The 13,011-nt window shown below is 66.4% G+C and carries 17 protein-coding genes; 1 reads left to right on the forward strand and 16 read right to left on the reverse strand.

Annotated features, from left to right (window positions below; all coding sequences use genetic code 11):
- Positions 1-3: 3 nt before the first annotated feature.
- Positions 4-954 (forward strand): hypothetical protein, encoded by a 951-nt coding sequence (locus U743_RS11120; protein WP_052367975.1) that lies wholly within the window; start codon positions 4-6, stop codon positions 952-954.
- On the opposite strand, the gene U743_RS11125 is transcribed toward U743_RS11120, so the two are convergent.
- The 16 genes from U743_RS11125 to secY form a co-directional block, all read right to left on the reverse strand.
- Positions 951-2,279 carry a hypothetical protein gene (locus U743_RS11125; RefSeq protein ID WP_043768317.1) on the reverse strand — a complete coding sequence of 443 codons (1,329 nt, stop codon included), beginning with the start codon at positions 2,277-2,279 and terminating at the stop codon, positions 951-953. The genes U743_RS11120 and U743_RS11125 overlap by 4 nt on opposite strands.
- A gap of 114 nt (positions 2,280-2,393) precedes the next feature.
- Positions 2,394-3,011: a YceI family protein gene (locus tag U743_RS11130; RefSeq protein WP_043768319.1), complete on the reverse strand. Its 618-nt coding sequence runs from the start codon at positions 3,009-3,011 to the stop codon at positions 2,394-2,396.
- A 42-nt stretch (positions 3,012-3,053) separates the two neighbouring features.
- Positions 3,054-3,599 carry a YceI family protein gene (locus U743_RS11135; protein WP_043768321.1) on the reverse strand — a complete coding sequence of 182 codons (546 nt, stop codon included), beginning with the start codon at positions 3,597-3,599 and terminating at the stop codon, positions 3,054-3,056.
- Between the two features lie 52 nt (positions 3,600-3,651).
- A complete protein-coding gene (locus U743_RS11140) occupies positions 3,652-4,227 on the reverse strand; it encodes a cytochrome b (protein WP_043768323.1) in 576 nt (191 codons plus the stop codon).
- A gap of 82 nt (positions 4,228-4,309) precedes the next feature.
- Complete coding sequence (gene rlmH / locus U743_RS11145) at positions 4,310-4,780, reverse strand: 23S rRNA (pseudouridine(1915)-N(3))-methyltransferase RlmH (protein ID WP_043768326.1); 471 nt, start codon at positions 4,778-4,780, stop codon at positions 4,310-4,312.
- Position 4,781: 1 nt separating this feature from the next.
- On the reverse strand, positions 4,782-5,138 hold the full coding sequence (gene rsfS, locus U743_RS11150; protein ID WP_043768330.1) for a ribosome silencing factor: 357 nt from the start codon (positions 5,136-5,138) through the stop codon (positions 4,782-4,784).
- A gap of 4 nt (positions 5,139-5,142) precedes the next feature.
- Positions 5,143-5,772 carry a nicotinate-nucleotide adenylyltransferase gene (gene nadD / locus U743_RS11155; RefSeq protein ID WP_043768334.1) on the reverse strand — a complete coding sequence of 210 codons (630 nt, stop codon included), beginning with the start codon at positions 5,770-5,772 and terminating at the stop codon, positions 5,143-5,145.
- A gap of 18 nt (positions 5,773-5,790) precedes the next feature.
- On the reverse strand, positions 5,791-7,026 hold the full coding sequence (locus U743_RS11160) for a glutamate-5-semialdehyde dehydrogenase (RefSeq protein ID WP_043771962.1): 1,236 nt from the start codon (positions 7,024-7,026) through the stop codon (positions 5,791-5,793).
- A 47-nt stretch (positions 7,027-7,073) separates the two neighbouring features.
- Positions 7,074-8,114 carry a DNA polymerase III subunit delta gene (gene holA, locus U743_RS11165; protein ID WP_198022014.1) on the reverse strand — a complete coding sequence of 347 codons (1,041 nt, stop codon included), beginning with the start codon at positions 8,112-8,114 and terminating at the stop codon, positions 7,074-7,076.
- A 73-nt stretch (positions 8,115-8,187) separates the two neighbouring features.
- Complete coding sequence (gene rplQ / locus U743_RS11170) at positions 8,188-8,601, reverse strand: 50S ribosomal protein L17 (protein ID WP_043768337.1); 414 nt, start codon at positions 8,599-8,601, stop codon at positions 8,188-8,190.
- 22 nt (positions 8,602-8,623) lie between these two features.
- Positions 8,624-9,601 (reverse strand): DNA-directed RNA polymerase subunit alpha, encoded by a 978-nt coding sequence (locus U743_RS11175; RefSeq protein WP_043768341.1) that lies wholly within the window; start codon positions 9,599-9,601, stop codon positions 8,624-8,626.
- A gap of 71 nt (positions 9,602-9,672) precedes the next feature.
- Entirely contained in the window at positions 9,673-10,296 is a 624-nt protein-coding gene (gene rpsD, locus U743_RS11180) for a 30S ribosomal protein S4 (protein WP_043768344.1), read from the reverse strand.
- 11 nt (positions 10,297-10,307) lie between these two features.
- Complete coding sequence (gene rpsK, locus U743_RS11185) at positions 10,308-10,700, reverse strand: 30S ribosomal protein S11 (protein ID WP_043768347.1); 393 nt, start codon at positions 10,698-10,700, stop codon at positions 10,308-10,310.
- 15 nt (positions 10,701-10,715) lie between these two features.
- Complete coding sequence (rpsM, locus tag U743_RS11190; protein ID WP_043768350.1) at positions 10,716-11,081, reverse strand: 30S ribosomal protein S13; 366 nt, start codon at positions 11,079-11,081, stop codon at positions 10,716-10,718.
- 435 nt (positions 11,082-11,516) lie between these two features.
- On the reverse strand, positions 11,517-11,630 hold the full coding sequence (gene rpmJ, locus U743_RS18800; RefSeq protein ID WP_084191496.1) for a 50S ribosomal protein L36: 114 nt from the start codon (positions 11,628-11,630) through the stop codon (positions 11,517-11,519).
- A 23-nt stretch (positions 11,631-11,653) separates the two neighbouring features.
- Positions 11,654-13,006 (reverse strand): preprotein translocase subunit SecY, encoded by a 1,353-nt coding sequence (secY, locus tag U743_RS11195; RefSeq protein ID WP_052367979.1) that lies wholly within the window; start codon positions 13,004-13,006, stop codon positions 11,654-11,656.
- Between the last annotated feature and the right edge of the window lie 5 nt (positions 13,007-13,011).

Consider the following 13,011-nt stretch of genomic DNA (forward strand, 5'->3'; position numbering starts at 1 on the left):
GCCATGCCCCCCAGCGACGAGGAAGTTCACCCGCACGATTTCGCCGCCGAGCTGGCGCGGCAGATCTACGCCGATCTCGACGGCGTCCTGCACGACGGCCAGAACCCGGCCCGGGACGCTCTGGCCACGGCAACCGCCGCCGCCCTGCCGCGCGCCGCGGCCATCTGGGTACTGCTGCGGGCCGCGCTGGCTGCACTGCGCGCGCTGCGCTTCGGTCTGGAGGAGCGCTTCGCCGAGCCGCACGATGCCGACGTATTCGACGCCCTGGTCGCCATGCATCCGGCGCTGGCCGAGGCGGGCGATGCCGAAGTATGGGCGGATTCGGGCCAGGCCCTGGCGGCGGCCATCACCGCCTCCGAGGGCGGGCGCGAGCCGCTGCATTCGGCGCTGTCCAGGGCGATCTATCGCCTATACGACGGGCTGCGCACCGACGACGACCGGCTCGGCGGCCGTGGCCTGATGGAACTGCGCACCATGCTGCTGCATGTCGATGCCGCCGCTCAGCTGCCCGGCCCGCCGACGCTGACCACCGTGCTGCGCCCGGACCGCTTCCGCGACGACTTCCTGCGCTACGTGGCCGCCGTCAACGCCGGCGGCGCCGACCTGCAGGAGCCGGTGGCCACGCTGCAGTCCGACGGGCGCATCACCGCCATCGTCACGCGCGATGTGCACCCCGTCGAACACGCCCGCCAGGCGCTCGGCGAGGACCAGCTCACCGAGCGCCTGCGTATCGAGGCGCTGCTCGATTTCCTGCAGCAGACGCGCAGCGAGCGCCCCGACGACACCCTGCTGGGCGCCGCCAGCGACGACGAGACCGCCTTCACCGCCCTGGTCACTGCCGCAGCGACGACGCCGCTGGCCGATGGCCAGGGCTTCGGCTACGCGCCGCTGGCGCAGGTGATGCGCTACAACCTGCGGCTGCTGCAGGCCGCGGCAGCCACTGCCACGCACTAGCGCGCGGCGCTGTCCTCGCCGCCGATCTTGGCTTCAGCCGGCAGGCCCAGCGCCAGCAGCCCACCCACCGCCGCCAACGCGGCGACAGCAGCCACCGGCGCTGCCGCACCCAGCAGCCCGAAGACGCCCAGCCCGCTGAACACGAGCGCCGCCACGCCTGTGGCTGTGTTGCCGAAGGCCACCGCCGTCGGCCTCGCCGAAGCCGCGGCAGCGTCCACCAGCCAAGTCTTGCGGCCGAGGCGCACTCCGGCCTCGGCGATGCCCAGCAGCACGAAGGGCAAGGCCAGCGTGGCCGTCGGCAGCCCCGGCAGCAGCTGCATGAGCAGCAGCAGGACAGCACTGGCCGCGCCGGCGGCACCGGAAAGTGCCAGCACGCTGCCAGCATGGCGATCAGCCAGCCCGCCCCAGATGCGGCTGCTGAAGACATCGGCCAGCGCCATGGCCGCCACAAGCAGCCCCAGCAGCCCTACCCCGCTGTCGGTCTGGGCAAGCAGTACGAATAGCGGCGCCGCCAGCTCCACCGGCAAGAGCAGGAAACGCACGCCGAGATAGCGCCGATAGAGCGGCTCGCCACGCGTGAGCGCGATGCCGGCCCGCGTTTCATCTACCGGGTTGCGCCCCCCGTCGGTGGCGCCAGCGGCCTCCACGATGAAAGCGAAGCAGAGCGCGGCCAGCAGCCAGAGCAGCGCCGCGCCACCCAGCAATCCGACGACGGCGATATCACCTGCCTCGCCCTCGCTGAACAGCTTGATACCCAACCCCGCGCCCAGCGCGAGCAGGCCCCCCACCATGGCGCGATTGGCGAGCAGTCCGCCGCGTACGCCCTTGCCGATGGTCTTGGCCAGCACGTCCTGGAAGGCTACCGAGGCCACGCCGCTGGCCATGGAGAAGACGGCGAGCAGGCCCAGCACGGCCAGCGCCATCGGCCCGGGTGCCAGCCCCAGCATAGCGGGCAACATCAGCAGCAGGCACAGCGTCTGCAGACAGCCCGCCGCCACCCAGAAGCCCTTGCGCCGCGGCCGAGCACGCAGCGCGCCGGAGACCAGCAGTTGCGGCAACAGACTGGCTGCCTGCTTGATGGGCATCAGCGCGGAAACGGCCATGGCGGGCGCACCAGCCGCGCCCAGCAGCCAGGGCAGCACCAGGCGCGGCCCGGCCAGCTGCTCGGCGAGCTTGCTGGCCGCGCCGTTGGCCAGATTCAGCATGTAGTTGCGCGGCGCCTGACGGCAGGCGCTATCCGGAATGGCGTCGCAGATGCGGTCGGCGTCGTCGTCGCCACTGATGATGGCGTAGGCGCCCTGCAGGCGCTGCGCTGCCTCGCTCACGATGTATCCCTCCCCCAGCAGACCGCGCCAAGCCTAGCCGATCCCGATCGTTCGTCGAAACGAAAAAGGCCCCGCGTGGCGGGGCCTCGTTCCGAGCCGCGATGAAATCCGGGCTCAGCCGTCCTTATTCTCGTCCTTCGGCTGCAGTGCCTCGACCTCGATGCTCAGCCGCACCATATCGCCGACGGCCGGGACGTAGGCGTCCATGCCGAAGTCACTGCGCTTGATGCGGGTATGGGCGTTGCCGCCGCAGGCCGGCACGCGCGCCATGGGGTGCTCGATGCAGTTGAAATTGCTGAACTGCAGCGTCACAGGCCGTGTCACGCCCAGCAGCGTCAGTTCGCCGGACACGGCCAGAACCTTGCCCTTGCTGATCTCGAATTCGTCGCCGACGAAGCGGATCTCAGGGTATTTCTCGACCTGAAAGAAATCCTCATTGCGCAGGTGCTTGTCGAGATCGGCGACGCCGGAGTTCACGGAAGCGGCGTCGATGATGACCTCGACGCGGCCCTCGCCCTTGTCGGGGTGGAAGTCGACCGTACCCTCGATATCGTCGAAGCGACCTTTGAAGTTGCTCAGGCCGAGGTGGCTGAGCTCGAAGAAGGCGAAGGTGTGTGTATTGTCGATCTGATAGGTGCCGGCCTTCGGCTTGGCATCTTCGGCTACGGCGCTGCCGGCAGCGAGAAGGGCGATGCCGGCCAGGCCAGTGGTCAGCGATTTAGCGATGTTCATGCGTAATCTCCTGAAACAGTGCGTGATGACGATGGCTGCGCCTCAGGGTGCGGCCACGAGAGTGAAATCGATACGAACCTCGTTGGCGACGACATCGAAGTCGCCCCAGGCGCCACCGCCGACGTCGTAGTCCGCGCGCTTGATGCTGAAAGTTCCTTTCATTCGCAAGCGGTCGTCGTCCAGGCGCTCCAAGGTGAAGGGAACCTCGATGTCGCGGCTGACGTCGCGGATGCGCAATGGTCCTTCGGCAAGCCACTGACCATCGCCGCGTCGCGTGACGCGCTCGGCCTCGAAGACGGCCTCGGGGAACTGCTCAACGGCCAGCCAGTTCTTCTTCTTGACCTCGCGATCGGTATCGCTGTGACCGGTGTCGATGGAAGCCGTGTGCACGATCAAGCGTGCGCTGCTGTCCTCCGGTTTGGCCTCGTCGATCGCGATGTCGGCCTCCCAGTCGGAGAAGCCGCCGCGCACGGTCACGCCCATCTGGGTGACCTGGAAGGTGATCTCGCTGTCGGACTGCTGTACCGACAGTGGCTTCTGCGCATCGGCCGGGGGCAGAACGATACCGACGGCGAGCAGTACCAGCAACGCCCTCCAAAGGTGCCTACGGGGCGTTTCATGGGTCTCTTGGGTGGACATCTCAGCAATCTCCTTGCGGGCGGCGACCTGGGAGCATGCGCCACAGCAGGCCATCGCGATCAACGAATTGATGCTTGAGCGCTGCGGCCACATGCAGAATGACCAGCGCCAGCAGCGTCTTGTTCAGCCACCAGTGCAATACGGCCAGCCGATCGCCCAGGGCTTCGTGCTGGTCAAGCAGATCGGGCAGTGGCAGCACGCCGAAGACCACCGTGGAAAAGCCCTTGGCCGAACTCATCAGCCAGCCGCTCAGCGGAATGATCAGCAGCAGCGCGTAGAGCGCCCAGTGCGTCAGATGAGCGGCGTGGCGTTGCCAGGGCGGCGTCGACGCCGGCAGCGGCGGCGCCGGGTGCCATAGCCGCCAGCCCAGGCGCAGAAACAGCAGCATGAAGATGCACACGCCAACCCACTTGTGCCACGAGTAAAGCTTGAGCTGCAGTGGTGAGAAGGCCATGTCGACCATGATCAGGCCGATGGTGAAGCTCGCTATCACGCCGACCGCGGTCAGCCAGTGGAAGATCTGGGCGACTGCTCCGTAGCGCGTGGATGCGGTGGCGTGGGGGCTTTGCTGCGACATGCGCTTCACAGTAGGGGGGCCGGCTCCGGCGGACAAGCGGAAGCTTTGCCTGTCCGGCTTCAATCCAACTGAATGATCCGCTTCAGCCGCGATGGTAGGGGTGGCCGGCGACCACGCTCCAGGCGCGGTAAAGCGCTTCGACCAGAAGCACCCGCGCCATCGCGTGCGGCAGCGTCAAGGCGCTCAGCGACAGGCGGAGATCGGCAGCGCTCAGCAACTCCGCATCCAGCCCGTCGGCGCCGCCAATCAGCATGCAGACGTCACGGCCATCAGCCATCCAGCCTTCCAGGCCGGCCGCGAGCTGGCGCGTGCTCCAGGCGCGCCCGCCCTCATCCAGGGCGACCAGCAGCGCGCCCTCGGGAATCTGCGCGCGCAGCCGGGCAGCCTCGTCGCGCTTGATGCGGGCGGTATCGGGCTTCTTCGGACGCGGTGCGGCGGCCACCGGCGCCAGCTCCACGCGGCACTCGGCCGGCATGCGGCGGGTGTACTCCTCAACGGCCGCCTGCGTCCAATCGGGCATGCGTGTGCCCACCGCGGCGATGCGGATGCGCACCTCAGTCGCCGCTGGCGGCCTCGTCGCGCGCCTCGGGGCCGGGTAGATCCCAGAGCTTCTCGAGTTGATAGAGCGCGCGCATCTGCGCCTGCATAACGTGCACGACCACGGTGCCGAGGTCGACGAGCACCCATTCGGCCCGACTAATGCCTTCGACGCCGCGCGGCTGCACGCCGTGCTTCTTGGCGTCCTCCACCACGCGTTGCGCCAGCGACTGGACGTGACGGCTGGAGCTACCGGTGCAAAGCACCATGTCGTCGGTGATGGTGGTCAGCGGCGCCACGTGCAGGCGGGTGATCTGCTCGCCCTTGAGATCTTCCAGGGCCCCCACCACGGTATCGATCAGAGTATCGGTCATAGCCTCATGCAAGCTCGGCAAGGTCGGCGCGATCCTGCGCGTCGAGATGATCCAGCAGCCGGTCCGGAACCAGACCGCGCAGGCAGCCGCCGTCGTGCAGGCGGCGACGAATCCCGCTGGAGGATATCTCCAGCTCGGGAATTTCCAGCGCGTGCCAGCAGCCGGCCGGCTGCTCACGCAGGGCAGCGCAGTCGACACGCGGATAGGCCGCCACCGCCGGATCCGGCGCTAGCGGGTGGCCTGGGCGCGCCGCCACGACCAGATGCGCCTGCTCGAACAGCGCCTCCCAGCGATGCCAGCTGTGCAGGCTGTTGAAGGCGTCGGCGCCCAGCAACCACAGCAGCGTCTGATCCGGAAACCGCTCGCGTGCGCGCGCCAGCGTATCGACGGTGTAGGAGGGTCCTTCACGCTGCAGTTCGTCATCGTCAGCCACCAGGCGCGGCGTGCCGGCAACGGCACGCACGAGCCAATCGTGGCGGCGCTGCCCATCGATGGCGGGTACGGCGCGATGCGGCGGCTGTGCGCAGGCCAGAAGGTGTACCGCATCGAGCCCGAGCCGCTCACCGGCCTCGATCGCGAAGCGAAGATGGCCGTTGTGCACGGGCGCGAAGGTCCCGCCGTAGAGGCCGATCACCCGGAGAAGCGCATAGGCTCAGCGCACCTGGCCGTCGCCGTAGACGACCCACTTCTGCGAGGTCAGCCCCTCAAGGCCGACCGGACCGCGCGCGTGGAATTTGTCGGTGCTGATGCCGATCTCGGCACCCAGCCCGTACTCGAAGCCGTCCGCGAAGCGCGTCGAAGCATTGACCATGACAGAGGCCGAGTCCACCTCGCGCAGGAAGCGACGCGCGTGGCTGTAGTTCTCGGTGACGATGGCCTCGGTGTGTGCCGAGCTGTAGCGCGCGATGTGCGCGATGGCCCCGTCCAGGCCGTCGACCACCGCCACCGAAAGCACCGGCGCAAGATACTCGCTCCGCCAGTCGCTTTCGCTGGCCGCGTCGATGCCCGGGAGGATATTGCAGCTGCGCGGGCAACCACGCAGCTCGACTTCGTAGGGCGCCAGTGCGCGCGCAATCTCGGGCAGCATGCGCTCAGCCACGGCGGCATCGACGAGCAGCGTCTCCATGGCGTTGCAGACGCCGTAGCGCTGGGTCTTGGCGTTGACGGCGATGGCAAGTGCCTTGTCCGGATCAGCCTCGGCATCGATGTAAACGTGGCAGATGCCGTCCAGATGCTTGATCACCGGCACGCGCGCGTGCTCGGCCACGAAGGCAACCAGGCCCCGGCCACCCCGCGGAATCAGCACGTCGATGTACTCGGGCATGGTCAGCATGGCAGCAACGGCGTCACGGTCCGTGAAGTCAACCACCTGCGCCGTATCGGCCGGTAGCCCGGTTGCGCGTAGCGCCGAGCCCACGATCTCGCCGATGATGCGATTGGATTCCAGCGCCTCCGAGCCACCACGCAGCACGCAGGCATTGCCGCTCTTGATGCAGAGCGCGGCGGCATCGGCGGTGACATTCGGTCGTGATTCATAGACGATGCCGACAACGCCCAGCGGCACGCGCATGCGCCCGACCTCAATGCCGGAGGGACGGCGCTGCAGCTCATGGATGGCCCCGATGGGATCCGGAAGCTCCGCGACCTGACGCACGCCCTCGGCCATGGCCTCGACGCGCTCGTTATTCAACTCGAGGCGTTCGAGCAGCGCCGCGTCGAGCGCATTCGCGCGCGCGGCCTTCATGTCGCGGGCGTTGGCGGCCAAGATGCGATCGCAGTTCTCAAGCAAGGCCTCGGCCATGCGGAAGAGGACGGCGTTCTTGGTCCCGGTATCGGCACGCGCGATCTCGGGCGCGGCCGCGCGGGCTCGCTGGCCGACACCGCGCATGCGCTGCTCGGCAGATGAACTGGAGGGTGCGTTGTCGGCAGCCACGGCTAGGTCTTGCATAGTGAGCGGGGAAGGAATCCCGGTGAAATCGCGCCGCTGGCGACGCCGCACCATGTTAGCAGGTCGTCCCAGGCGGCCGCCGCCTGACCCCGCTTGGCCGCGCTATCGATCTCGGCCAGCCAGCGCATCAGCCCCTGCAGGTGCCCGGCGCGGCTGCGCACAAGCGCGCGCTCCAGCGACTGGGCGCGCGGGCCGTAGATGTGCGCAGCCTTAGTGGCCGCGCGCACGTCACCGCTGCGCGCGTAGGCGCCCTGGGCCTGGTGCCATTGCCGCAGCACGAAGGCCAGCCCGCCGGTGATGGCGGGCAGCTCGGTGCCACCGCGGCGCAGGCTGCGCGCCGCCCGCACTGCCCCGGCACCGTCACCGGCGAAGACGCGGTCCATCAGGGAGAAGGGGTCGAAGCGTGCCATATCCGCCCCCAGCGCCCAGACCGCGTCGGCCTCCAGCGGCGCCGACTCCCTGCCCTGCAGGGCGCGCAACTGCTCGATGAGCTGAGCGGCGGCCAGCAGATGGCCTTCGCTGCAGCTGGCGATTGCCGCAACGGCTTCGCGACTGCCTCGCAACCCGCGCGCCTGCAGGCGTTGCTCGATCCAACGAGGGAACTCTTGGCTATCGACGCGCCAGGCGTAGACCAGCCCGAAATCGCGATCGAGCTCGCTATACCACTTGGTCTTGCGCGCGCGCACATCCAGCGCCCCGCTGATCAACAGCAGAGCGGCGTCCCCGCCGGCATGTGCTGCCGCTCCCTTCAGCGCCGCCGCAGCGCGGCCGTCCAGGCTATCGCAGCGCATTTCGACGATACGCTGACTGGCAAAGAGCGAGGGCGCGCTCAGGGTTGCGTGCAGCGCGTCCCAGTCTCCTTTGCCCTCTGCTGGAATCTGTTCGCGCTCGGCGAAGCCTTCGGCGCGCAGCGCGCTGCGCACTCGATCGGCCGATTCCTCAACCAGCAGCGGCTCCTCTCCCGCCACGATCCACACGCGCCGCGGCGTGCGCAACGCGGAATCAAGCTGGTCGGGACGGATTGGCATGCGGCGACTCTCACCCAAAGAAAAGGCCGGCGCAAGGCCGGCCTTCGGGATACGACGGGACGGCAGCGCCCGATCAGGCCTCGACGGCCTCAGGCTGCTTCTGCTCGGTAGCTTCGGCGTTCTGGCGCTCGCGGCGGTCGACCAGTTCGATATACGCCATGGGCGCATTGTCACCGGGGCGAAAGCCGCAGCGGATGATGCGCAAATAGCCGCCCGGACGCTCCGCATGGCGCGGGCCGATATCGTTGAAGAGCTTCTGGACCATCTCGCGGTCTCGCAGACGCGAGAAGACCAGCCGGCGATTGGCAACAGAATCGGTCTTCGCGCGCGTGATCAGCGGCTCGGCGTGACGGCGCAGCACCTTGGCGCGATGCACGGTGGTTCGGATGATCTCGTGACGCAGCAGCGCGTTGCTCAGGCTCTGCAGGTTCGCGTTGTGATGGCCGGTATGAGAACCGACGCGCTTATTGGCCTTTCTGTGACGCATGTTGTCTGCTTCCTTCCGGGATTCAGGCGGTGGTCTTGGGCGGGGACCAGTTCTCGAGAGTCATGCCAAGCTCGAGATCCTTGCTTGCCAGCGCATCCTTGATCTCGTTGAGCGACTTCTTGCCGAGGTTCGGCGTCTTCATCAGCTCGGTTTCCTTGCGCTGCACGAGGTCACCGATGTAGTAGATGCTCTCGGCCTTCAGGCAGTTCGCGGAGCGCACCGTCAGTTCGAGATCGTCGATCGGCCGCAGCAGCAGCGGATTCACTTCCTTGCGCTGCGCTTCGCCGGCTTCCTCGGCCTCGGCTTCGAGGTCGACGAAGACGGAGAGCTGGTCACGCAGGATCCGCGCTGCCAGCCGGACCGCCTCGGCGGGATCGATGCAGCCGTTGGTGTCAACGTCCAGCACCAGCTTGTCAAGATCCGTGCGCTGCTCGACACGGGCACGCTCGACGCTGTAGCTGGCGCGACGCACCGGGCTATAGCTGGCATCGAGGCGAAGCTGACCAATGGTCGCGCCGTCGTCGTCATCACCGCGCTGAGTCACGGGCTGATAACCGCGACCACGCGTGACATGCAGCGTCATATCCAGCGAGCCGCCGGTGAGATTGGCGATCTCGAGCTCGGGATTGATGATCTCGACGTCGTGATCCAGCGTGATGTCGCCCGCGGTCACTGGGCCGCTGCCGGACTTCTTCAGCGTCAGAGTGGCCTCGTCACGAGCGTTCAGACGCAGCGCGAGATTCTTGATGTTGAGCAGGATGTCGATGACATCCTCCTGCACACCCTCAAGAGCAGCGTACTCATGCACGACGCCCTCGATCTGCACCTCGGTAACCGCGGCGCCAGGAATGGAGGAAAGCAGGATGCGCCGCAGCGCATTGCCCAGCGTGTGGCCGAAACCGCGCTCCATCGGCTCGAGCTCGACGCGCGCGCGATAGGCGCTGATCGTCTCGACATTGATGTTACGGGGTTTCAGCAAATCGGAAACTTGACCCTGCATGGACGCGTACTACCTCGCGAAAATCGAATGAATTCCCCGACAAAGGGAAACCGCCGGAGGCGGCGTACCACTTACTTGGAGTAGAGCTCTACGACCAGGTTCTCGTTGATGTCCGGAAGGATCTGGTCGCGCTCCGGGGCCGCCTTGAAAGTCCCCTTGAGGCCCTTCTCGTCAACCTGCACCCATTCCGGGAAACCGACCTGGGAGGCAATCGACAGCGACTCGACGATGCGCGACTGCTGGCGGGCCTTCTCGCGGACCTCGACGATATCGCCCTCACGCACTTGGTAGGACGGGATATTGACGGTCACGCCGTTGACGCTGATCGCCTTATGGTTGACCAGCTGGCGCGCCTCGGCCCGCGTGGCGCCGAAGCCCATGCGATAGACGACGTTGTCCAGCCGCGACTCCAGCATCTGCAGCAACAGAACGCCCGTGGAGCCCTTGCGCTGCTGCGCCTTGAGATAGTAATTACGGAACTGCTTCTCGAGCACGCCGTACATATGGCGCAGCTTCTGCTTCTCGCGCAGCTGCAACGCATAGTCCGACAGGCGCTGGCGTCGACCACCGCCCTGCTGCCCTGGCGGAGTGTCGAGCTTGCACTTGGTGTCCAGCGCGCGCCCGCGTCCCTTGGTGAAGAGATCGGTGCCGGCGCGGCGGGACTGCTTGCACTTGGGTCCGGTGTACTTGGCCATATCTGTGCTCCCTAGACGCGGCGACGCTTCGGCGGACGGCAGCCGTTGTGCGGGATCGGCGTAACGTCTGTGATGTTGGTGATCTTGAAACCTGCGGAATTCAGCGCACGAACCGCCGACTCGCGGCCCGGGCCCGGGCCGTTAACGAAGACCTCGAGATTCTTGACGCCGTGCTCTGCCGCGCCCTGCCCGGCGCGCTCGGCTGCGACCTGCGCGGCGAAGGGCGTCGACTTGCGCGAACCGCGGAAGCCGCAGGCTCCGGCGGTGCACCAGGCCAGCGCATTGCCCTGGCGGTCGGAGATCAGGATGATCGTGTTGTTGAAGCTGGCGTGCACGTGCGCGACACCGTCGGTGATGTTCTTCTTGACGCGCTTGCGCTTCGTCGAGGTATTCGGAGTTGCCATGGGTATGCTTCAGCCTTACTTCTTCTTGCCGGCGATAGCGCGGCGCGGGCCCTTGCGGGTACGGGCGTTGGTACGGGTGCGCTGGCCGCGGACCGGCAGGCCGCGCTTGTGGCGCAACCCGCGATAACAGCCGAGATCGACCAGACGCTTGATATTCATCGAGATCTCACGACGCAGATCGCCCTCCACGCTGTAGCTGCCGACGGCGCCACGCAGCGCTTCAAGTTCGGCTTCGGTGAGCTGCTTGATCGGCTGTGCCGGATCCACGCCGGCGGTCGCGCAAATCTGGCGCGCGCGGGTATTGCCGATGCCGTAGATCGACTGCAACGCGATCACCGCGTGCTTGTTCGCCGGAACATTGATGCCTGCAATACGGGCCATGCGTGGAAAACTCCTGACTAACAGCGGCGCTGAAAAAGGCGCCGGATTGTAAACGAAACGGGCTCGAAATCAAAATGCACGGCTCGGGCAACGCTGCCGAACCGGTCCAAGGTCATCTTTCTGCTCGCAACTTCACAGCCTGGGCCGGTGCGTTGTGCGAGCGGCTGGCGCGGGAACTTGTCCCTGCCGCCGCCGTCGGGCGCGCGACATTGGAAATCTCGTGCCAACGGCCGCCGCGGGCACTAAGCTCGGTCTTCCGGACCTCGCCAAGTGCCCCAGCCCGGGCCTTCTGACCGGCCTCATTGGTAACGTCGTGCGAACGGCCGCCGCGGTCACTAAGTTCGCGCTTCCTGCGCTCACTAAGTGACCCGGCCGCGGCCGTCCTGGCCGCGGCGTTCGCGAAATTTTCGTGTTCACTGGACACGAAAATTTCGCTCACCCCTGCCGCTGCTTGTGGCGGGCGTCGGTGCAGATGACGCGCACGGAACCGTTGCGGTTGATCACCTTACAGTTTCTGCAGATCTTCTTTACGGAGGCTCTTACTTTCATGATGCGGTTTCCTGAAAATCGGCTCAGCGGACGGTGCCGGCCCGGCCGATGGACTTGAGGTTGGCTTTCTTCAGCACGCTGTCGTACTGATGCGACATCAGATGCGCCTGCAGCTGCGACATGAAGTCCATCGCCACGACGACGACGATCAGCAGCGAGGTGCCGCCGAAGTAGAAGGGCACGCTCCACTGCGAATACAGGATTTCCGGCATCAGACAGATGGCGGTGATATAGGCCGCACCCACTACGGTCAGGCGCGTTAGCACAGTGTCGATGTACTGGCCCGTCTGCAGTCCGGGACGAATACCGGGGATGAATGCACCGGAACGCTTCAAGTTGTCGGCGGTGTCCTTGGAATCGAAGACCAGCGCCGTGTAGAAGAAGCAGAAGAAGATGATCATGCTCGCGTAGAGCAGTATGTAGATCGGCTGCCCCGGCGATAGCGTATTCGCGATGGCGCCCATCGTCCCGGAACCGGCTTCTCCGAAGAAGCGGATCATCGAGGCCGGAAAGAGAATGATGCTGGAAGCGAAGATGGGCGGAATGACGCCGGCCATGTTGACCTTCAGCGGCAGGTGCTGGGTCTGCGCTGCGAAGACGCGGCGACCCTGTTGACGCTTGGCGTGCTGCACGGGAATGCGACGCTGAGCGCGCTCCATGAACACAATGAACCAGGTCACACCAACCGCCAGCACCATGATGATCAGTACCTGGAAGGCGCTCATCTCGCCTTCACTGGTCAGCTGAGCGATGGAGCCCAGCGCCGAGGGCAGCCCCGCGACGATGCCGGCGAAGATCAGTATGGAGATGCCGTTGCCGATGCCGCGCTCGGTAACCTGCTCGCCCAGCCAGACGAGGAACATCGTGCCCGTGGTCAGCGACACAGCCGCCACGAAGATGAAGCCGATGCCCGGGCTGATGGATACACCCGAGTTCTGCAGCGCCACCGAGGCGCCGATGGACTGGAAACCAGCCAGCACCAGCGTGCCGTAACGCGTGTAGCGCGTAATCTGCTTGCGACCCTGCTCGCCTTCTTTGCGCAGCTCCTTCAACGTAGGAACCACCGCCGTAAGCAGCTGCATGATGATGGAGGCGGAGATATACGGCATCACGCCCAGCGCGAAGATCGACAGTCGCTCCAACGCGCCGCCGGAGAACATGTTGAACATGTCCAGGATCGAGCCACGCTGCTGCTCGAAGAGCTGTGCCATCTGTACCGGGTCGATACCGGGGACGGGAATGAACGTACCGATGCGGTACACGACGAGCGCGCCCAGCACGAAGAGCAGGCGCGAGCGCACCTCCCCCAGCTTGGAGAGGTCCGGCTTCATGCTCGGCGCAGCGGCGCCGGCGGGATTCTGCGGATTGCGGGCCATGAAGT

The organism is Algiphilus aromaticivorans DG1253, from assembly GCF_000733765.1.
Classification (GTDB): domain Bacteria; phylum Pseudomonadota; class Gammaproteobacteria; order Nevskiales; family Nevskiaceae; genus Algiphilus; species Algiphilus aromaticivorans.